This window comes from Spinactinospora alkalitolerans (assembly GCF_013408795.1).
GTDB classification, from domain to species: Bacteria; Actinomycetota; Actinomycetes; order Streptosporangiales; family Streptosporangiaceae; genus Spinactinospora; species Spinactinospora alkalitolerans.
Genome location: NZ_JACCCC010000001.1, coordinates 3,407,920 through 3,425,735, shown reverse-complemented (window position 1 = coordinate 3,425,735; position 17,816 = coordinate 3,407,920). Strand labels below are relative to the sequence as shown.

The window sequence follows — 17,816 nt, the reverse complement described above, 5'->3', positions numbered from 1 at the left end:
ACCGCTATAGGTGAGATTTCTGGCAATGCCCATGTCACCGGCGTTCCCCCGACGCCGGGAGAAAGGCGGCGCCATGGAACTCACCCCCGCTCACTGGATCTACCTCGGCGGTATCGCCACCGTCATCGCCTTGGTGGTGGCGAAGAAGAATATCGTCGCCCCCGCGATCATCGCCACATTCCTCACCGCCCTAGCCTTCAGCGGCAGCGTTCTGACCGGCCTACAGGCGATCTTCTCCGCATTCCTCACCGCGGCCACCGAGCTGTTCACAATCTTCATGATCATCGCGATCGTGCTGGCGCTGCTGCGAACACTGCAGACGCTGGGCGCCGACCAACTGATGGTGCGTCCCTTCCAGGGACTGATGCGCACTGGAGCCGCCGCCTACATCGTGCTGGCCGCGGTGACCTTCGGCCTTTCCAGCGTATTCTGGCCGACCCCGATGCTGCCGCTGATCGCCGCCATCCTCATCCCCGCCGCCCTGCGAGTGGGGCTGTCCCCACTCGGATGCGCCATCGCGATCGCGATCGCGGGTCAGGGCATGGCCCTGTCCACCGACTACATCATGGGCGTGGCACCCGGCCTCTCCGCCAGCGGCGCGGGCGTGGACGCGGCACGGATCGCTGACCGCGCGCTGCTGATAGCCGTGATCACCGGAGTCGTCGCACTCTCCCTGTCCTACCTGATGTACATACGCCGCGACCTGAGGGCAGTGGCGGCCTCGGACGCGGGGTGGATCGCGTTGCGGCCGCGCTCGCGGCCAGCCGCCGGTGCGGCGCGGGCGGCGGCAACGGGAGACGGCGACACGTCCTCTCACACGGCCGACTTCGCCGGTGCGGACACCGAGGCGGTCGAGTCTCAAGACGGGCAGCCTCCTCCCGGCCGCCGTGCCCAGTTTCTGGCCGTCCTCGTTCCCGGCTGCTTCGGTGTCCTGCTGGCGTACCTGCTACTGGGCAAGCTCACCTCGCTGGTGCCGCCGGTGGACAGCGGACTGGGCGCTCCACTCGTCGGCGGGACGGCTGGCGTGCTGCTGCTGGTCAGCGCTCTCATCAGTGACCGCCGGGAATGGCTGGAGGTATGCGCGGACAATTTCGTCTCCGGTATTTCGGAGGCCTTCCGAATGATGGGAGTCGTCATTCCGGTGGCGGGCTTCGTCTTCATCGGCCTGTCGGACTTCTCCGGCCCGATCCTCGGTCTCGATGAAGGCGCACAAGGGCCGGCTTTCCTGCTCGACGCGGTGATGAGCGTGCAAGGCTACATTCCGCAGAGCCCGTTCTTCGTCCTCTTCGCCATGCTGATCATCGGCATGCTGGTCGGACTGGATGGCTCGGGCTGGCCGGCCCTGCCGTTCACCGGCACGCTCGCCAGCGCGCTCGGCCCGGAAGTGGGGTTGGACGTCGCCACGCTCGCGGCCGTCGCGCAGAACGGCTCCACCTGGACCGGAGGAGGGACGCTCGTGGTGTGGAGTTCCCTGGTGGCCGTTGCCGCGGTCACGAACGTCTCAGTGATCGACCTGGCGCGCAAGCTCTTCCTCCCCGTGGTCACCGGCCTAGTCGTCGCCACGGCGCTCGTGGGAGGACTGTCATGACGGGCCTCGAGCGGAATGCGGAAGCGGAGGCGGCACTCGACGGCGCCGCGGTACTGGCCGAGCGGGTGCGCTCGCGGAAGGTCCCGGCCACGGAGGTCGTGGCGCGGACACTGGCGGCCATCAGGCAGGTCAATCCCTGCCTTGGCGCGTTCGTGCACGTCGACGAGGAGGGCGCGGCGGCCGGGGCGGCGGAGATCGACGCCCGGATCGCGGCTGGAGACGACCCCGGGCCGCTGGCCGGCGTCCCCTTGGGAGTCAAGGAGATCCAGCCGGTCCGGGGATGGCCGCTGACCATGGCGAGCATGGCGTTCGCCGACACGATCGCCACCAGTACCGCCACCATGGTCGAGCGGGCCCGCGCCGCTGGGGCCGTCCCGATCGGGCTCACCGCCTCGCCCGAGATGGGGCGAGCCTCCTTCACCGCGTCGGCGCTGCACGGCGTCTGCCGCAACCCGTGGAACCCGGAACGCACGCCCGGCGGGTCCAGCGGCGGGTCGGCGGCTGCCGTGGCGGCCGGGCTGGTCCCCCTGGCGACCGGCACCGACAGCGCGGGATCGCTGCGCATCCCGGCCGCGTTCACCGGGCTCGTGGGATTCAAACCGACGTTCGGGCGCGTCCCGAGAGGTCCCGACTACGGCGGTATGGCCCATACCGAGAACTACGGCGCGCTCACCCGCACCGTACGCGACACCGCCCTGTTCCTGGACTGCGTCATGGGAGTGGACGAATGGGATCCCGGCTCCCCGCCACGTCCGGAACCGGGGCTGATCGACACTCTTGGCCGGCTCGACCTGGAGGGCTCCGCCGTGCTCTGGAGCGGTGACCTCGGCTTCACGGTGTGCGATGGCCGAGTGGTCGATATGGCGTCCGACGCCGCACGCGACCTGGTGCGCGCGATCGGCGCGCGCCCGGTCGACTTCCCGGTGCGGCTGGGGCCCGACTGCGGCAGGACGTACCAGACGTTCGTCGCTTTGGACGTCTATCAAGCGCTGCGCCGCCTGCCCGAGGCGCGGCTCGCCGAGATGGACGGCACGGCACGGCAGTACGTGGAAGCGGCGAGGAAACTCGACGCCGACGCCCTTGTGGACGCGCAAGAGGGGCGGCACCGGATCGTCGCGACGCTGGCGGAGGTCTTCCGAGAGGCCGACTTCCTGGTCACACCGACCACGCAGACCCCGGCGTTCGCCGCGGAGGGGCCCATGCCGAGCGAGATAGCGGGGCGGCCGGTGAACCACTGGGGAAGCATCAGTCTGACGTTCCCGTTCAACCTGTCCGGACATCCCGCCGTCTCGGTACCGGCGGGGATGGTCGACGGAGTACCGGTCGGCCTGCAGATCGTCGGCCGCAGGCACGAGGACGCCCGGGTTTTGGCGGCGGCCGCCCGCCTGGAGGCGGCGCGGCCCTGGCCGCTGGCCGCTCCCATGGCCTGAGCGCTCGGGTGCCGGCGTCCGCGTCCGGATGCCGGCCCCCTGCCCGCCGCTCCTGCCAAAGGCCGAGGCACCCGTGGGTCACACGTCGTAGTAGTGCATAGACAGCGTGCCGGCCTGCGCATACGTGCCTCACCCGTTGACCGGGCGCACATGGGGCGCACTTGCGGCCTCCGAAGGAGCTGCCCACGCGCGGTCGATCGCGACGCGTATCTTCGCTTCGCTGTTCGGCATCGTGTGCGCATACACCCGCAGCGTGAATCCAGGGTCGGTGTGTCCGAGGTATTCGGCCAGCGCCCGGATGGATACGCCAGCGTCCAAGAGCACCAACGCGAAACCGTGTCTCAACGCGTGGTAGCCGTCCTCACGGCTGGGGGCGGACCTTCTTACCCGGCTTCCGCTCCGCCGCGCAGGCGCTGTGGACACCAGGAAGCGCAGCGCCCTACCCAGGCGGAAGCCGTGTCGGCCTGCCGGCGGCCGCCCGAACGTGCCATCTCCCGGCAAACCGCTCGTCATCGGATTGACATCCAGGTCGACAGTCCTTATGGTGCGAGTCACAGGGTAAGACGAAAGACCGCCTGTCGGCCTTCGTCGTGCCCTTTTTTGGTGTTGACCCCTTTCTTTCAGCCGGCAGGAAATCTCCCGGCTGTGAGTGTGGGGAATGACTGAAACCCGGACCCGAGCGCATGTGATCGCGTCGGTCAGCGACGTCGTCTCATACATCGACTCCCGCCCCTCGATCAAGGGGCGTGCGATGGTCATCTGGTGGCTCGCACTGGCCGGCCTCTTCCTGGACGCCTACGCCAACTCCGCGCTCAGCGCGGGACTGGCCGCGCTGAACGAGGACCTCGGGCTGGCAGCGAGCCAGACCGCCCTTCTCACCGCGTCGGCATCGGTCGTGGCCCTGGTGTTCAACCCGATCGGCGGCTGGCTGGCCGACCGCTATGGCCGGATTCCCCCGTTGATCGCGGCGAAGGTCCTCGCCCTGGCGGGCGCCGCGATCGCCGCGTTCGCCCCCGTCTTCGAGATCGTCGTGCTGGGTCGGGTCTTCGTCGGCGCCGCCTACGGGATCGACTTCGCCATCGCGATGGCGGTGCTCGCCGAGATGACGCCGGCCAGGTTCAAGAACCGCCTCAACGTGTGGCAGGGCGTCTGGTACACGGCGGTGTCCTTCAACCTGCTGCTGGCCATAGGCTTCCACGAGCTCGGCGCGGGCCTGGCCATCTGGCGTTTCTCGCTGGGCTCGGCCGGTGTGATCGCCGCGGCGCTGCTCGTGCTCCAGCTGGCCTTCATGGTGGAGAGCCCCTGCTGGCTCGCTCGCAAGGGGCGGCTCTCCGAGGCCGCCGAGCGCATGCGGCGCATCTACGGAGAGGCCTTCACCGGTGCCGACAGCGCCGACACCAGCGGGACCCCGGCCACCGCCAACCGCGGTATCGCCAACGTCGCGCTACTGGTCCGCGGCACCTACCTGCCGCGCGCGGTGCTGGCCTCGACCATCCAGATCGGCCAGGCCATCCAGTACTTCGCCGTGGGCTGGTACCTGCCCATCATCAGTCTCCAGCTGTTCGGGGCGGACTTCCTCTTCGCCACTCTGGGGACCCTGGTGTTCAACCTCTTCGGCATCGTCGGCGGGTTCGCCGCGCCGGCCGTGGCCAAGCGGCTCGGCCTGCGCATGGCGTCCGCCATCGGCTTCGGGGTCGTCTTCGTGATCCTGCTGGTCATGGGGCTGACCTTCGAGCAGCTGCCGCTGTGGGCGGCGTTCCTGCTGCCGTCGGTGTTCATCCTGTCCCACTCTGCGGGCCCCGGCGCCAACGGTAAGAGCATGTCCGCACTGTCGTTCCGCAGTGAGGTGCGCGCGACCGCGAACGGCGTCATCGGCGCGTTGGGGAGCTTCGGCACTGTGCTCGGTCTCTACCTCTTCCCGTTGGTGAAGGACGCGATCGGGCTGCCCAAGACGTTCCTGCTGGTGTCGCTGGTGCCGCTGGCCTGCTGCGTCATCTGCTCCGTCATCAAGTGGGAGCCGACCCGCGCCGCGATCAGTCCCGACGAGGAGCTCGACGCTCCGCAGTTCGCCAAGTGAGAAGGGAGGGGCACGTATGGACGGCAGGGTGATCCTCGCGGTCGACGAAGGCACCACCGGCACCCGCGCCGCCCTGGTCTCCGAGGCGGGCGAGGTCTCCGGTCTCGCGTACCGGCGGCTGGGCGTGGACAGTCCCCACCCCGGTGTGGTCGAGCAGGACGCCGATGAGATCTGGGAACGCACTCTCGATGTGTGCCGGGCCGCGGTGGCCGCCGGAGGCGGGGCCGCTCCGGCCGCGGTCGCCGTCACCACCCAGCGTGCGACGAGCGTGCTCTGGGACACCCGGACCGGGCGCTCCCTTGTGCCCGCCATGGTGTGGCAGGACACCCGATACGCCGGCGAGCTGGCGGACTACGCCGGAGTGTGGGACGCGCGGCTGGTCGCGCAGACCGGACGGCCCGTGGGTGTGCGGTCCCCGTACCTGTGGGCGGCCCGCCACATCGAGGGCACCCCCGAGGTCCGAGAGGCCTACCGGACGGGCGCGCTGCGGTTCGGCACCATCGACACGTGGCTGCTCTGGAACCTCACCGGCGGCGCGGTCTACGCGGTGACCCCGACCAACGTCTGCTCGTCCGGCGCCTACACGCTGGCCGAGCACGCCTACCAGCGCGACTGGATCGACGCACTGGGTTTCCCCGGCGAGCTGCTGCCGGAGCTCAGGGAGGACGGCGACGAACTGGGCACGGTCCTCCCCGGCCTGCTGGGCAACGGAGTGGACGGCGTCCCGGTGCTGGCGGTTCTCGGCGATCAGCACGCCGCCACGATCGGGCTGGGCTGTCTCGACGCCGGCCAGGCGATGTGCGTGCACGGGACCGGGAGCTTCGTCGACGTGGTGGCCGGAACCGAGGTGCCGCCCAACACCGGCGAAGTCGCCGGCGCCCTCACCCTGATCGGATGGCGCACCGGTGGCCGCTCGGTGTACACCGTCGAGTCGTTCTCCTCCACCACCGGATCGGCGCTGGACTGGATGTGCAACACCTTCGCCGGGTTCTCCTCCGCCCGCGACGTCAGCGAGCTCGCCGCCAGTGTTCCCGATGCCGGCGGCACCGTGTTCCTGCCGACCCTGGCCGGACTGCGCACCCCGGTGACAGAACCCCGGCTGGGCGCCGGATTGTCCGGGATGACCATGTCCACCACTCGCGCCCACGTCGCGCACGCGGTCCTCGAAGGCATCGCCCACGCGGTCGCGGACAGCGCCGCCGGGGTCTCCCGGGTGGTGGCGGCACCGATCACGTCCATGCAGGTCGGCGGCGGCCTCTCGGCGAGCGCCCCGCTGATGCGGATGCAGGCCGACCTGATCGGCGTGCCGATGGCCCGGGTGCGCGACGCGGACACCGCGAGCCTGCGCGGTGCGGCCTACCTGGCGGGATCACGCGGACTGTTCTGGGAGACCCTGGCCGAGGCGGCGTCGACACGCGGCTCGGAAGACGTCTTCGAGCCCGCGATCAGCAGTGATGAGCGGTCCGAGCGCAGAGCGGCCTGGAACCGACGTATCCGGGCCGAGCTGGAACTGCTGGACCGCTCCCAGATTGGACGATGAAGCACGATGTTCTCCCTTCCCGCCCGCAAACCCAAGGCGCAGGCCAAGCGGCTCTCCTATGATCGCCCGCTCCGCCTCGACCGGGCCGACCAGGTCGCAGCCCTGCAGGAGACGGTCTACGACGTCGTCGTGATCGGCGGCGGCGTCACCGGCGCCTACACCGCGCTGGACGCGGCCACCCGCGGCCTGCGCACCGCCCTGCTGGAGAAGGACGACTTCGCCTCGGGCACCTCCTCGAAGTCCTCCAAGATGGTCCACGGAGGCCTGCGCTACATCGAGCAGGGCAATCTTCCGCTGGTCCGGCACTCCCTGCTGGAGCGGCAGCGGCTCCGTGGCAACGCGAGCCATCTGGTGCAGCGGCTGCCGTTCCTGTTCCCCGTGCTGGAGAAGAACGGGATCTTCGACAAACGACTCGCGGCCGGCTTCGAGAGCCTGCTGTGGACCTATGACCTGGCCGGCGGCTGGCGCGAGGGTGTGCTGCACCAGAAGCTGTCGAAGAACGAGGTGTTGGCGCACTGCCCCACCTTCAAACCCGAGGAGGTGCGCGGTGGGTTCATGTATTACGACGCGCGCGCCGACGACGCCCGGCTGACCATGAACATCGCCCGCACCGCTGCCTTCTACGGCGCGACCGTGCTCAACGGCGTCAAGGCCACCGAAGTGACGCGTTCCGGCGGCCGTGTCTCCGGAGTGGTGGTCCAGATCGGCGACCAGGAGGTGAACGTCCGCGCCACGTCGGTCGTCAACGCCACCGGGGTCTGGCTGCGGGACTGGTCGGGGGCCGGCGCAGGCACCGCGGTGCCCTCCATCCGGCCCGCCAAGGGTGTGCACGTCGTCGTCCCCTGGTCCAAGATCCGCAACGACTGCACGGTCACCATCCCGGTGCCCGGGCGCACCCGGCGCGCCACCATCACCCGCTGGGGCAACGTGTCCTACCTGGGGACCACGGACGAGGACTACCGGGGCGACCTGGACGACGTGCACTGTACCCGCGAGGAACTGGACTTCCTGCTGGAAGGGGCGCGTTCCGCACTCGACACCGACCTGGAGGCCGACGACGTCGTCGGCAGCTACGCCGGCCTGCGACCGCTGGTGGCGCCGCCCGGAGGCAAGAGCGTCGAGGTCAAGCGCAACCACGAGATCCGGGTGGGCCGCGACGGGCTGGTGACCGTCGTCGGCGGCAAGCTCACCACGTCGCGGCACATGGCGGAGCAGACCGTGGACAAGGTCGAGCGGGTGCTGGGCCGCAAGGGCCGCTGCCGCACCAAGAACCTCAAGCTGCTCGGCGCGGCCGGCTACGACGCCGAGGCCGTGGTGGCCTCCGGTGGCCTCGCCGCCCATCTCGGCGAGCGGTACGGCACCGAGGCCCGCTTCATCACCGACCTCGTCATCGAGGACCCGCCGCTGGGCGAGCCGGTCGTGGAGGGCCTTCCCTACCTCAAGGCCGAGGTCGTCTACGCGGTGCGGCACGAGATGGCCCGCAGCGTCGACGACGTCATGTCCCGGCGCACCCGCGCCCGTCTGATGGCCCGCGACGCCTCGGCCGAGGCCGCCGCGGAGGTGGGCCGGCTCGTCCAGCAGGAGCTGGGCCTCAGCGATGAGCAGACCACCGCACAGGTGGAGCAGTACACGTCAGCGGTCGCGCACGAGCGCCGCATCCTGATGGGAGAGTGACCGAGCACATGCTCAGCAGAGACGCAGCGACCCGCCCGTTCAACCGCGGCGACTACGTCGTGGGGGCGCCCACCCCGCCCCGCTATGGGCGCACCACCGAACCCGCTCAGGGCGAGGCGTACTTCCAGACCGACCCGGTCGCGGTGCCCGCCGCGGTGCTGGAGGAGCTGAAGGCCTCCGGGGCCGAGGTGCTCACCGACCACGACGACGTGGTGCGGGGCACCCGCGACTGGTGGGCCGGCAGCATGATCGGCGAGACCGCCGGGCGGCCGGCCACCCCCACCGCCGTCGTCGTCAGGGCCGCCGACGCGGACCAGGTCGGCGCCGTCATGCGGATCGCCGACGAGCACCGTATACCGGTCACCCCCTCGGCCGGGCGCAGCAACGTCACCGGCGCGGCCCTTCCGACCAAGGGCGGCATCGTGCTCGATGTGTGCGCCCTGAACCGCATTCTCGACTATGACGAGAAGTCGCAGGTCGTCGAGGTCGAAGCGGGCATGTTCGGCGACGTCTTCGAGGCCGGGATCCAACAGCGCTACGGCGTCACCCTCGGTCACTGGCCGTCCTCCTACGCGATCAGCACCATCGGCGGCTGGATCGCGTGCCGCGGCGCCGGCCAGCTGTCCACCCGCTACGGCAAGATCGAAGACATGGTCCTGGGCATGGACGTCGTCCTGCCCGGTGGTGAGGAGATCTCCGTCGGCGGCCACGCCCGTGCCGCGATCGGCCCCGACCTGCAGAGCCTGTTCATCGGCTCCGAGGGCACCCTCGGTGTCATCACCCGTGCCCGGCTCAAGGCGCACAAGCTGCCCGACTACAGCCGCGCACTGGCCTACGGATTCCCCACCTTCGCAGACGGACTGGAGGCCTGCCGCCGCATCCTGCAGTCCGGGGCGAACCCCGCCGCGCTGCGCCTCTACGACGAGCTGGAGAGCGGGGTCCAGTTCGACCACCCCGACACCAACGTGTTGCTCATCGCCGACGAGGGCTTCCCCGAGTTCGTCGACGCCAACATGGCCGTCACCGAACGTGTCTGCAGCGAGTCGGGCGCTGCCCTGGACGGCGAGGCCTGCCTGCAGCGCTGGCTGGAGACCCGCTACCTGACCGGCAAGAGCGGCGAGGGCTTCACGCCCAGCCCCGGCTTCGTCGCCGACACCCTGGAGATGGTCGGCCGCTGGCGAGACCTGCCGCAGATCTACGACGACGTCGTCGCGGCCGTCAACTCCGTGCCCGGCACGCTCGCGGCCTCGGCGCACCAGTCGCACGCCTATGTCGACGGGGCCTGCCTGTACTTCTCGCTGCGCGGCGACGTGCAGCCCGAGGAACGGGCCGACTGGTACCGCGCGGCCTGGGACGCGGCCAACGACGTACTGTTGAAGGCGGGTGCGGGACTCAGCCACCACCATGGCGTGGGCCTGCTGCGCGCCCCTTACATGGCCGACGCCCTGGGCGGCGGTTTCGAGGTCCTCCGCTCGGTGAAGCGCGCCGTCGACCCCAACAACATCCTCAATCCGGGCAAGCTCGGCCTGGCCTGAGAATGACGAGGAAGAGAACCCATGTCCGAAACCCCTGAACGCCAGAACCGGATCGCCCACCTGAACCGGCTCCGGGAGGCGTTCGAGAAGAGCGCCGTGGTGGCCTCGGTCGTCGGCCGCGGACCCGTCTCGGCGTTCCACGCGTCGCGGGCCCAGATCGCGGTGGTCGCCTCCATCGAGCTCAAGGACATGGCCGACGTCGTAGCCGAGCTGCGCGACGGCGGCAAGTTCTTCTTCCTCAACATCGACTCGTGCCGGGGGCTCGCCCAGGACAAGGGCGCCCTGGAGTACCTGCGCTCCCTGCGGGTCCCCGGCGTCGTCAGCACTCGCACCGCCCTGGTGGAGCGGGCCAAGGCACTGGGGCAGGCGACCATGCAGAAAGTATTCGTCACCGACCGTTCCAACCTGCCGCGCAGCGTCACCTCCACTGCGATGAGCAAGCCCGACCTGTTGGAGCTCATGCCCTGGCCGGTGGTGCCGAGGATCGAGAAGGGCGTCCGCGCTGAGCTGTCCCCGTTCGTCGCGGCCGGTTTCGTACAGCGCCGGACCGACGTCAGTCTGGCGCTGGCCCTCGGTGCGAAGGCCGCGGCAACCAGTGACCAGGCCTTGTGGGACGCCCCTGCGGAGGAGCTCCGGGCCGCCGCGCGGGCGGCCCGCGCCGCGCAGCAGGACTAGGGCGCGCCGCGCGGACACGCAGAACAGACAGGAGAGCCGTCCCATGAGCCACGCGGTAGGCCACTACCTGGTGCTGGCCGAGTACTTCCCCCGAGAAGGGCGGGCCGAACAGGTGATCTCCCTGCTGAGGGAGCTCGCCGAAGCGTCCCGGTCCGAGTCGGGCAACCTGGGCTACCGGTTCCACCAAGACCTCGAACGGCCGGACCGGATCCTCATCGAGGAACGCTACACCGACGCCGCCGCCTTCCAGGCGCACCGCGACAGCGAGCACTTCCAGCGGATCGGCGTCGGATGCATCATCCCGCTCCTCGCGGACCGGGTGATCACCGCATACGTCGGCCCCGCCTGACCGGGCCGCGCCGGTCGGCGAGGCAGCGGGAGAGCGGGACAGCGAAGTCGAAGGCAGAAGAGGGCAGAAATGAGCACCACCAGCGTCGGCGCGCCCGAACGCACCGTGCGGGCCGCCGTACTGGAGACCATCGGGGCCGAAGGGCCCTACGAGCGATCGCGGCCGATCAGCGTCCGCGAGGTCGGGCTGCGCGCCCCCGGCCCTGGAGAGCTGCTGGTGCGAGTGCGCGCCGCGGGCCTGTGCCACTCCGACCTGTCCGTGGTCGACGGCGCGCGGCCGCGTCCGGTCCCCATGGTGCTGGGGCACGAGGCCGCCGGCGAGGTCGCGGCTCTCGGCCCGGGGACGGATGCGCGCTTCGCCGAAGGCGATCGCGTGGTGCTGTTCTTCGTCGCGCCGTGCGGCGTGTGCGCCCGGTGTCTGGAGGGCCGCGCGGCACTGTGCGAGCGGGCCGCCGCTGCGAACGGGGCCGGCGACCTGGTCGGCGGCGGGCGCCGCTGGGTGGACCCATCCGGCGATGAGCCTGCGCACCACCTGGGCGTGTCAGCGTTTTCTGAGTACACCGTGGTCTCTGCCGACTCCGCGGTCCGGGTCGACCCGGACCTGCCGTTCGAGACGGCCGCGCTGTTCGGCTGCGCCGTGCTGACCGGTGTCGGGGCGGCACTGAAGTCGGCGGACGTGCGCCCGGGGGAGCGGGTCGCGGTGTTCGGGCTCGGCGGTGTCGGCCTCTCCTCTCTGCTCGGGACCAAGGTCGCCGGGGCGGCGCAGATCATCGGCGTCGACCCGGTGCTGGGCAAGCGGGAACTGGCCGGCCGCCTCGGTGCGACCGAGACACTGGTCGGCGGCGACGACGTGGTCGAGGCGGTCAAGGAGCTCACCGGCGGCGGCGCCGACAAGGTCGTCGACACCACCGGCAACGCCGGAGTGCTGGCGCAGGCCTACACGGCGACCCGCCCGGGAGGGACGACGGTCACCGTCGGCCTGCCGCACCCGGACCGGATGCTGGCGATCCCCGCGGTGAGCCTGGTCGCCCAAGAGCGCACCCTGCGCGGCAGCTACCTCGGGTCGGGCGTGCCCGCCCGCGACATCCCCTCCTACATCTCGCTTTATAAGCAGGGATTGCTGCCGGTCACAGAGCTGCTGTCCGGCCGCCTGGCGCTGGACGGGATCAACGAGGGGTTCGACCGCCTCGCCTCCGGAGAGGCGGTGCGCCAGGTCGTCCTGATGTAGCGGGCCGAGCTGGTGGTTCTGGCGGCTGCGGCACCACGGCGATGCCCGCGGATGGCCGGTGGTGTCGTGGCCCTCTGCTGGTTTCCGCGGACATGCGGCGAGACCGGATGGCAGCAGACGCTGAAAGCGGTGCGCTGCGCTGCGCCGACCGGCCGGGCTGCCCGTATCGATGGGTTGTCCGGCCCGGCCGGTCGCGACGGACGGTGCGGGTCGGCTACTCCCGCCAGGGAGAGTCCTGGATCACCTCGACGAAGTCGCCACGGACGAAGCCGGGGGCGAAATGCTGCAGGACGTCGGCCTTGACGTTGCCGAAGGTGGTTTCAGGCTTGGGGGCGATGCCCTCGGTGAACGCCCGCAGGATGCGCCGCTTGAAATCGGGACGGGGGTGCAGAGCGGTGATCTCGGCGCGGTCGGCGTCGCTGATGTCGTGGTAGCCGATGCCCAGGACGTCGTACTCGACGCCGGCGGTGACCAGCGCGACCTCCGGCTCCATGAACGCGGGGATGCCGGGGGTGGTGTGCAGGGCGATGGCCGTCCACACCCGGCGGATGCTGTCCTCGGGCACCCCGCGGCTCTGCAGGAAGCGCCGGGCCTCGTCGGCGCTGTCCACCTCGAAGCGCCGGCCGCTGTCGTGGAACCTCTTGTCCAGGCCCAGGTCGTGGAACATCGCACCGATGTAGAGCAGTTCCGAATCGAAGCTCAGGTCCCGGTTGCGGCCTTGCAGGCTGCCGAACCAGAAGACCCGCCGGGAGTGGTTGTAGATCAGCTCACTGGTCGTGTCGCGGATGAGTTCGGTGGCCTCGGCGGCGAGCTTGGTGTTCGGTGCGCCCACCCCGGCGGCGAAGGATTCATGAACGGTCATGACGGTGGTCTCCTCGGTGTGAAAGGCCGGTCTCAGCCCTGATACCCCTTCACACTGCATCGGGACGCCGCCTGGTGGCCATGTCTGCGAAGACAGAAAAACCACGAATACGGACATGTCTGCTGTGCGACGGCACGGTCGGCCGCTGCCGCTACCGTGAGGGCATGCCCCACCGACCGGCCGGGCCCGGCCCCCAGCACGTGACCGTCTTCGCCTTCGAGGGCGTACGGCTGATGGACTTGTCCGCTCCCTTGGAGGTCTTCACCACCGCGGCCCAGGGCTCAGGCTCCTACACCGTACAGGTGTGCACCCCCGACGGGCAGGCCATCCGCACCTCCGCCGGGCTGCGCATCGAGGCCGATCTCCCCGCCGACCGGGTGGAGCGGACGGATCTCCTCGTCGTGCCCGGCCCCGCTCACGTCAGCACCCTCGCGCAGCATCCCGCCCTCACCGATCACGTCGCCCGGCTGGCCGCCAGGTCCCGGCGGGTGGCGTCCGTGTGCACGGGGGCCTTCCTCCTCGCCGCCGCGGGGCTCCTGTGCGGCCGCAGGGCGACAACCCACTGGGAGCACGCCTCGGATCTCGCCCGCCGCTACCCCGACACCGCCGTCACCCCCGACGCCATCTACATTCAGGATGGGCCGGTCTTCACCTCTGCCGGCGTCACCGCCGGCATCGACCTGTGCCTGGCTCTGGTGGAAGGAGACCACGGCGCGCGAGAGGCCCGCCGCGTCGCCCGTGACCTGGTGGTCTTTCTCCAACGGCCCGGTGGCCAGTCCCAGTTCTCCGCCGCCTCCCGTACTCCCGTCACACGCCACCCCGCCCTGCGTCCGGTCCTGGACCGGATCGCGGCCGATCCGGCAGCCGACCACAGCCCGCACACCCTCGCCAAACAGGCCGGCCTCAGCCCGCGGCACCTGACCAGACTCTTCAAGGACCAGGCCGGCACCACCCCCGCCGCCTACGTGGAGACCATCCGCCTGGAGGCCGCCCGCATCCTGCTCGAACGGGGTGAGACCGTCACCGCCGCAGCGCGGCAAAGCGGCCTGGGCAGCGACGAGACCCTACGCAGGGCGTTCGCGCGCCACCTGGGCACCACGCCTTCCGCGTACCTGGCCCGTTTCCGCACCGCCCGGACAGGTGCCGACTTCGGTGTAGGGACTGAGAAACTAAGGGTCTAGCTGTTGCGGGGCAGGAGGTTGATGACATGCTCCTGGTCGCCCTCGCGGTCAAGCACGAGAATGTGACAATGCGACGGTGGAGTTGCGTCGGGCATGTCGCGCCGCGGGCATCGGCGTAGTAGCCGTCAGCGAACACGATGGTCAGGCTCGGCTGCATCGGGCCGTCCCGGCACTGTCAGCTCGATTGGTTGTGAGCCTGGATGGCCCGATCGAGGTTCGATACGACGCAGAGGTCCAGCATGTCGAGGCGCTTGTCGCGGGGTTGATGCGACCGGGGGTCGCGACTGCGGCCACGACTCTGCGCTCACAGCAGCCGGTGGCCTATGCCGAGTTGTCGCCAGCCGCGTTGCAACGTCTGACCGGGGTGCCGCTGAGAGAGTTCGACGCGGGCGGTGTCAGCGCCGATGCGGTTCTTCCTTGGGTGAACTCGCTGTCTGAGGAACTGGCGGACCATCCGGTCGCTCAGCGAGAGGCTGTCTTGCGCGTCAGGCTTCTCGAGCAGATGCACAGGGCTGACCACGACGACATTGGCTCTGAAGACGTCCTCCGAACACTGGACCTGATCAGAGCCCGGAGAGGCACTGTATCGGTTGAGGAACTGGCGCATGAGGCGCACCTGAGCCCCCGGCGATTGCGATATGTAGTGCGACGATCACTGGGAATCACCCCGAAGTTCGCCTCTCGCGTGGCGCGTCTGGGCTCTGCGGTGAGCCGTGCTGGCGCAGGAGCGGCCTCGTGGGCCGAAGTGGCAGCCGAGTCGGGGTACCACGACCAGAGTCATCTTGTGCGTGACTTCCGAGACCTCATGGACACGTCTCCATCCGCGTGGCTCGATGAAGAGGGCCGAAATCTACAAGGCTGGCGGCGCCCCGCCCCATGACCCTGGGGGCATGAACATCCAACTGATTCCCAAGCTGCTGGTCTCCGATGCCGACGCAGCGATCACGTTCTACACCCAGGCACTCGAAGCCCAGGTGAATCTCCGAGTCGCCGATGACCGCGGCGTGGTGAACCACGCCGAGCTCGCGCTCGACTCCGTCGCCTTTGCCCTGGCCCAGAGCGTGGAGGAATGGGGGTGGAACGATCCACGGTCGGTGGGCGGGTCGCCGGTCCTGATCATGCTCACAGTGCAGAACCCCGACGCGACAGCGGACCGCATGGTGCAGCACGGGGCTGAGCTCGTGATCCCGGTCGAAGACCGCCCTTACGGCAAGCGGCAAGGCAGGGTGAGGGACCCGTTCGGCCATCTCTGGGTCATCGGCGGCGAACTTCGAGACCAGCGGCCCCGATGAGTCACCAGAATGCCCCGCTGTCATTCGAGGGCCGACGACGACTCGTCGAGCGCAGCCGCACGCGACCAATCGCCCACGTTGCCGCAGAGATGGGGATCTCCCGCGCCTGTGCATCGAAGCGGGTAAACCGCTGGCGTCGGCACGGCGATGCTGGGCTGCACGATCGCCCCTCGGCGCCCCGCCGCAGTCCGAACGCGACACCGGCATGGATCATCGAGCAGATCGAGTCCTGGCGCCGAACACACAAGTGGTCCGCCCATCGGATCACCGAAGAGCTCGCCGACCTCGGCCTCACTATCGACCGGCGCACTGTCACCCGGCACCTGAGCAGGCTCGGCCTTGGCCAACGACGCTTCATCGACCCGGGCGGCGAAAACAACCGTAAGCCAGGGAAGATCATCGCCCGCTGGCCCGGACACATGGGGCACCTGGACGTGAAGAAGGTCGGCCGTATAAACGGATGGCCGAACAGTGACGTCACAGCGTCGTCCAACCTCTGGATCCCCGCCCCGGGCAGCGCGCGGGCCGCGGCCTCCCCACTGTCGGGGAGCGTCGCGGCCTGCGGGTCCGCTCGGGCCGGCTACTTCGGCATCTGGCGGGCCATCACCGTGCGCTGGGTCTGGTCGGTTTCCTCGCAGATCTGGGTGCCGGTCGGGATCCCAAGTACTGACCTGCGGTTTTTCACTCTGTTCGCCGATGTTTCCAAGGAGTGTTCCTGGAGGCTTCACGCCTTGCCCGGCTGCTCTGCGGTGTGAGGCTGAACAGGGGTGTAACCGGTCCTTGGCGGCCCGCCTTGTCCGTATCGGCGGTCAGCCGGTGGGGACGGTGCCGGCGATGTAGTGCCCCTTCATCGTGGCGGCCATCCGCTGCTGCCATTCGGCCATGTCAGCGCGCAGCTCGGCCTCGGTTCGGTCGCCCGTGCGCAGATCGGCCATGAATGCGTCGTATTCATCGAAGGCCCAGTCCTCGATGCCGAACGTGTATTCCTGGATACCGCCTTCGCCGTAGTACCCGCCGGGCCCGACCAGTGCGTCGAGGTCTATGCTGTGGTCGACGTTGCGTCCACAGCTGTATCCGCACGAATCATCCTCGGTGTAGTCGTACACCTGATGACGCTTGTCGTTGCTGGCCAGGTACATGTCGGTCAGTTCATCCGGGATCTCTCCCGCATACGGGAAGATCGGTACGAAGACGCTGACCGACGGCTCGCCGAGTGCGACCCAAATCGTGGCGAGCTTGCCGTCGTACGGATCATCGGCCTTCGAACCGACGCTGACGAAACCGAACGTCGAGACGAACCGGCTGGCGTGCCACCCCGTCGGCTTCTCGGCCTGGCCCGAACCATTCTCGTACGGCAGGTTTCCTATGCTCCGCGACAGCGTCTCGATCGAATGCTCGGTCGGAACGCCGTGCGATTCGACCTCCTGCTGCATGAAGTACCGGTAGTTCTTATCATGCGGGTCGTCCATACGGATGCCGACACGAGTGTGCCGATAGACGGCACTCGATGAGTATGACCAATCGTGAATACCGTCCGGTTCGCTGCCCTCGTTGACGACGTTTCCGTCTCCGTCGACGGTCGTGAGCTGCTCGTCGACGAAATACGGGAAACCGCTCGGTTTGGTCCAGTCCACCTTGCTGAAGTTCGTCCGCCAGTCGAACCCGCTGTATTCACCGTCCGGCGGGTTCGGCCCGTCCTTGTCGTCGTCGTGCGGTGAGGTGTAACGGCCGTCGCCGTCCGGCAGGTGTTCCTCGGTGACGTTGTCCCGGGTGAAGCTGTCACCATCGATCTCGAACGTCGCGGCATTGCCCCAACGGTCGAACACGCTGATGATCGTTGAGGTGTTGCGAGCCGTGCTGCCGTTGAACCCACCACCGTCATTGGTGTCCCGCAGAATCCGTTCGACCTCGTCCACGTGCTCGGCGCGCGAGAGCAGCACGTGGTTCATGTAACCACCGGTCATGCCCTTGTCCAGGTCCTGTGAGACTGGGTAGCCGTGCTGATCAGCGAAGCTCGAGGTCAAGGTGTGCCCCGCCACTTGGACGAAGCCGAGCCCGCGGTCGTTGCTGCCCGCCCACGGGATTCGGTCGCCGGTGATCGAATCCCGTCCCGACTCGCCAAGCGCCGTGATTCCCGTGTAGTCGAATCGGGACCCGAACGAATCACCGGAGCCGAACGACGAGCCGTCGGCCTCGTAGGTGTACGGGACGACCTTCCAGCCGTCAGGGGTCGACCAGTGGTCGCGGTTCTTCCAGATCACGGGCCGTCCGTCTGCGGTGGAATCACCCGTCGCGACCGCCGTGCTGGAGGCGTACGCAGGGATGATGGCCAAACTCATCACCATGGCCGCCGCCGTCGTCAGTACGAGCATTCTTCGTGGCATCG

General features: G+C 69.2%; 16 protein-coding genes and 1 pseudogene. 13 read left to right on the top strand and 4 right to left on the bottom strand.

Going from position 1 to position 17,816, the window contains the following annotated elements; genetic code table 11:
• Positions 1-73 precede the first annotated feature (73 nt).
• On the top strand, positions 74-1,588 hold the full coding sequence (locus tag HDA32_RS15280) for a phosphatidylglycerol lysyltransferase domain-containing protein (protein ID WP_179643829.1): 1,515 nt from the start codon (positions 74-76) through the stop codon (positions 1,586-1,588).
• Positions 1,585-3,018, top strand: coding sequence for an amidase (locus HDA32_RS15275; protein WP_179643828.1), 1,434 nt, complete (start codon positions 1,585-1,587; stop codon positions 3,016-3,018). Before HDA32_RS15280 ends, HDA32_RS15275 begins: the two co-directional genes overlap by 4 nt.
• A gap of 129 nt (positions 3,019-3,147) precedes the next feature.
• On the opposite strand, the gene HDA32_RS30750 is transcribed toward HDA32_RS15275, so the two are convergent.
• A complete protein-coding gene (locus HDA32_RS30750; RefSeq protein ID WP_246334988.1) occupies positions 3,148-3,531 on the bottom strand; it encodes a tyrosine-type recombinase/integrase in 384 nt (127 codons plus the stop codon).
• A 145-nt stretch (positions 3,532-3,676) separates the two neighbouring features.
• Between HDA32_RS30750 and HDA32_RS15265 the strand changes: the two genes are divergently transcribed.
• From HDA32_RS15265 to HDA32_RS15235, 7 genes are all read left to right on the top strand, one after another.
• Positions 3,677-5,095, top strand: a complete 1,419-nt coding sequence (locus tag HDA32_RS15265; protein ID WP_179643826.1) for an MFS transporter — start codon at positions 3,677-3,679, stop codon at positions 5,093-5,095.
• A 16-nt stretch (positions 5,096-5,111) separates the two neighbouring features.
• Positions 5,112-6,635 carry an FGGY family carbohydrate kinase gene (locus HDA32_RS15260; RefSeq protein WP_179643825.1) on the top strand — a complete coding sequence of 508 codons (1,524 nt, stop codon included), beginning with the start codon at positions 5,112-5,114 and terminating at the stop codon, positions 6,633-6,635.
• A gap of 6 nt (positions 6,636-6,641) precedes the next feature.
• Entirely contained in the window at positions 6,642-8,309 is a 1,668-nt protein-coding gene (locus tag HDA32_RS15255; RefSeq protein ID WP_179643824.1) for a glycerol-3-phosphate dehydrogenase/oxidase, read from the top strand.
• Between the two features lie 8 nt (positions 8,310-8,317).
• The gene (locus tag HDA32_RS15250; RefSeq protein ID WP_179643823.1) at positions 8,318-9,844 is read left to right on the top strand and encodes an FAD-binding oxidoreductase; all 1,527 of its coding nucleotides are present in this window, start codon (positions 8,318-8,320) and stop codon (positions 9,842-9,844) included.
• A 21-nt stretch (positions 9,845-9,865) separates the two neighbouring features.
• On the top strand, positions 9,866-10,519 hold the full coding sequence (locus tag HDA32_RS15245; RefSeq protein ID WP_179643822.1) for a glycerol-3-phosphate responsive antiterminator: 654 nt from the start codon (positions 9,866-9,868) through the stop codon (positions 10,517-10,519).
• 43 nt (positions 10,520-10,562) lie between these two features.
• Positions 10,563-10,868 (top strand): putative quinol monooxygenase, encoded by a 306-nt coding sequence (locus HDA32_RS15240; RefSeq protein WP_179643821.1) that lies wholly within the window; start codon positions 10,563-10,565, stop codon positions 10,866-10,868.
• Between the two features lie 69 nt (positions 10,869-10,937).
• Positions 10,938-12,095: a zinc-binding dehydrogenase gene (locus HDA32_RS15235; RefSeq protein ID WP_179643820.1), complete on the top strand. Its 1,158-nt coding sequence runs from the start codon at positions 10,938-10,940 to the stop codon at positions 12,093-12,095.
• A gap of 214 nt (positions 12,096-12,309) precedes the next feature.
• Here the strand turns inward: HDA32_RS15235 and HDA32_RS15230 are convergent, their stop codons facing one another.
• Entirely contained in the window at positions 12,310-12,957 is a 648-nt protein-coding gene (locus HDA32_RS15230; RefSeq protein WP_179643819.1) for an HD domain-containing protein, read from the bottom strand.
• Between the two features lie 164 nt (positions 12,958-13,121).
• Between HDA32_RS15230 and HDA32_RS15225 the strand changes: the two genes are divergently transcribed.
• On the top strand, positions 13,122-14,138 hold the full coding sequence (locus tag HDA32_RS15225; RefSeq protein ID WP_179643818.1) for a GlxA family transcriptional regulator: 1,017 nt from the start codon (positions 13,122-13,124) through the stop codon (positions 14,136-14,138).
• Between the two features lie 304 nt (positions 14,139-14,442).
• Here HDA32_RS15225 and HDA32_RS30745 read toward each other — a convergent pair whose 3' ends face one another.
• Positions 14,443-14,745, bottom strand: a complete 303-nt coding sequence (locus HDA32_RS30745; protein ID WP_246334362.1) for a hypothetical protein — start codon at positions 14,743-14,745, stop codon at positions 14,443-14,445.
• Between HDA32_RS30745 and HDA32_RS32080 the strand changes: the two genes are divergently transcribed.
• The 3 genes and pseudogenes from HDA32_RS32080 to HDA32_RS30740 form a co-directional block, all read left to right on the top strand.
• A complete protein-coding gene (locus HDA32_RS32080; protein WP_376767017.1) occupies positions 14,641-15,018 on the top strand; it encodes a helix-turn-helix domain-containing protein in 378 nt (125 codons plus the stop codon). The genes HDA32_RS30745 and HDA32_RS32080 overlap by 105 nt on opposite strands.
• Before the next feature lie 10 nt (positions 15,019-15,028).
• A complete protein-coding gene (locus HDA32_RS15215; RefSeq protein WP_179643816.1) occupies positions 15,029-15,430 on the top strand; it encodes a VOC family protein in 402 nt (133 codons plus the stop codon).
• A pseudogene (locus tag HDA32_RS30740) lies at positions 15,427-15,894 on the top strand (helix-turn-helix domain-containing protein); the annotation flags it as partial. The gene HDA32_RS15215 and the pseudogene HDA32_RS30740, both read left to right, overlap by 4 nt.
• 345 nt (positions 15,895-16,239) lie before the next feature.
• Here the strand turns inward: HDA32_RS30740 and HDA32_RS15205 are convergent.
• Positions 16,240-17,802 carry a C45 family peptidase gene (locus HDA32_RS15205; RefSeq protein ID WP_179643815.1) on the bottom strand — a complete coding sequence of 521 codons (1,563 nt, stop codon included), beginning with the start codon at positions 17,800-17,802 and terminating at the stop codon, positions 16,240-16,242.
• Positions 17,803-17,816: the final 14 nt, after the last annotated feature.

Bases quoted from the DNA above. Each gene is read 5' to 3' on its own strand.
- HDA32_RS32080 (WP_376767017.1), top strand. From the start codon at position 14,641: ATGCACAGGGCTGACCACGACGACATTGGCTCTGAAGACGTCCTCCGA.
- HDA32_RS15240 (WP_179643821.1), top strand. From the start codon at position 10,563: ATGAGCCACGCGGTAGGCCACTACCTGGTGCTGGCCGAGTACTTCCCC.
- HDA32_RS15250 (WP_179643823.1), top strand. From the start codon at position 8,318: ATGCTCAGCAGAGACGCAGCGACCCGCCCGTTCAACCGCGGCGACTAC.
- HDA32_RS15245 (WP_179643822.1), top strand. From the start codon at position 9,866: ATGTCCGAAACCCCTGAACGCCAGAACCGGATCGCCCACCTGAACCGG.
- HDA32_RS15235 (WP_179643820.1), top strand. From the start codon at position 10,938: ATGAGCACCACCAGCGTCGGCGCGCCCGAACGCACCGTGCGGGCCGCC.
- HDA32_RS15255 (WP_179643824.1), top strand. From the start codon at position 6,642: ATGTTCTCCCTTCCCGCCCGCAAACCCAAGGCGCAGGCCAAGCGGCTC.
- HDA32_RS30750 (WP_246334988.1), bottom strand. From the start codon at position 3,531: ATGACGAGCGGTTTGCCGGGAGATGGCACGTTCGGGCGGCCGCCGGCA.
- HDA32_RS15275 (WP_179643828.1), top strand. From the start codon at position 1,585: ATGACGGGCCTCGAGCGGAATGCGGAAGCGGAGGCGGCACTCGACGGC.
- HDA32_RS15230 (WP_179643819.1), bottom strand. From the start codon at position 12,957: ATGACCGTTCATGAATCCTTCGCCGCCGGGGTGGGCGCACCGAACACC.
- HDA32_RS30745 (WP_246334362.1), bottom strand. From the start codon at position 14,745: ATGCGCCAGTTCCTCAACCGATACAGTGCCTCTCCGGGCTCTGATCAG.
- HDA32_RS15225 (WP_179643818.1), top strand. From the start codon at position 13,122: ATGCCCCACCGACCGGCCGGGCCCGGCCCCCAGCACGTGACCGTCTTC.
- HDA32_RS15280 (WP_179643829.1), top strand. From the start codon at position 74: ATGGAACTCACCCCCGCTCACTGGATCTACCTCGGCGGTATCGCCACC.
- HDA32_RS15205 (WP_179643815.1), bottom strand. From the start codon at position 17,802: ATGCTCGTACTGACGACGGCGGCGGCCATGGTGATGAGTTTGGCCATC.
- HDA32_RS15260 (WP_179643825.1), top strand. From the start codon at position 5,112: ATGGACGGCAGGGTGATCCTCGCGGTCGACGAAGGCACCACCGGCACC.
- HDA32_RS15215 (WP_179643816.1), top strand. From the start codon at position 15,029: ATGAACATCCAACTGATTCCCAAGCTGCTGGTCTCCGATGCCGACGCA.
- HDA32_RS15265 (WP_179643826.1), top strand. From the start codon at position 3,677: ATGACTGAAACCCGGACCCGAGCGCATGTGATCGCGTCGGTCAGCGAC.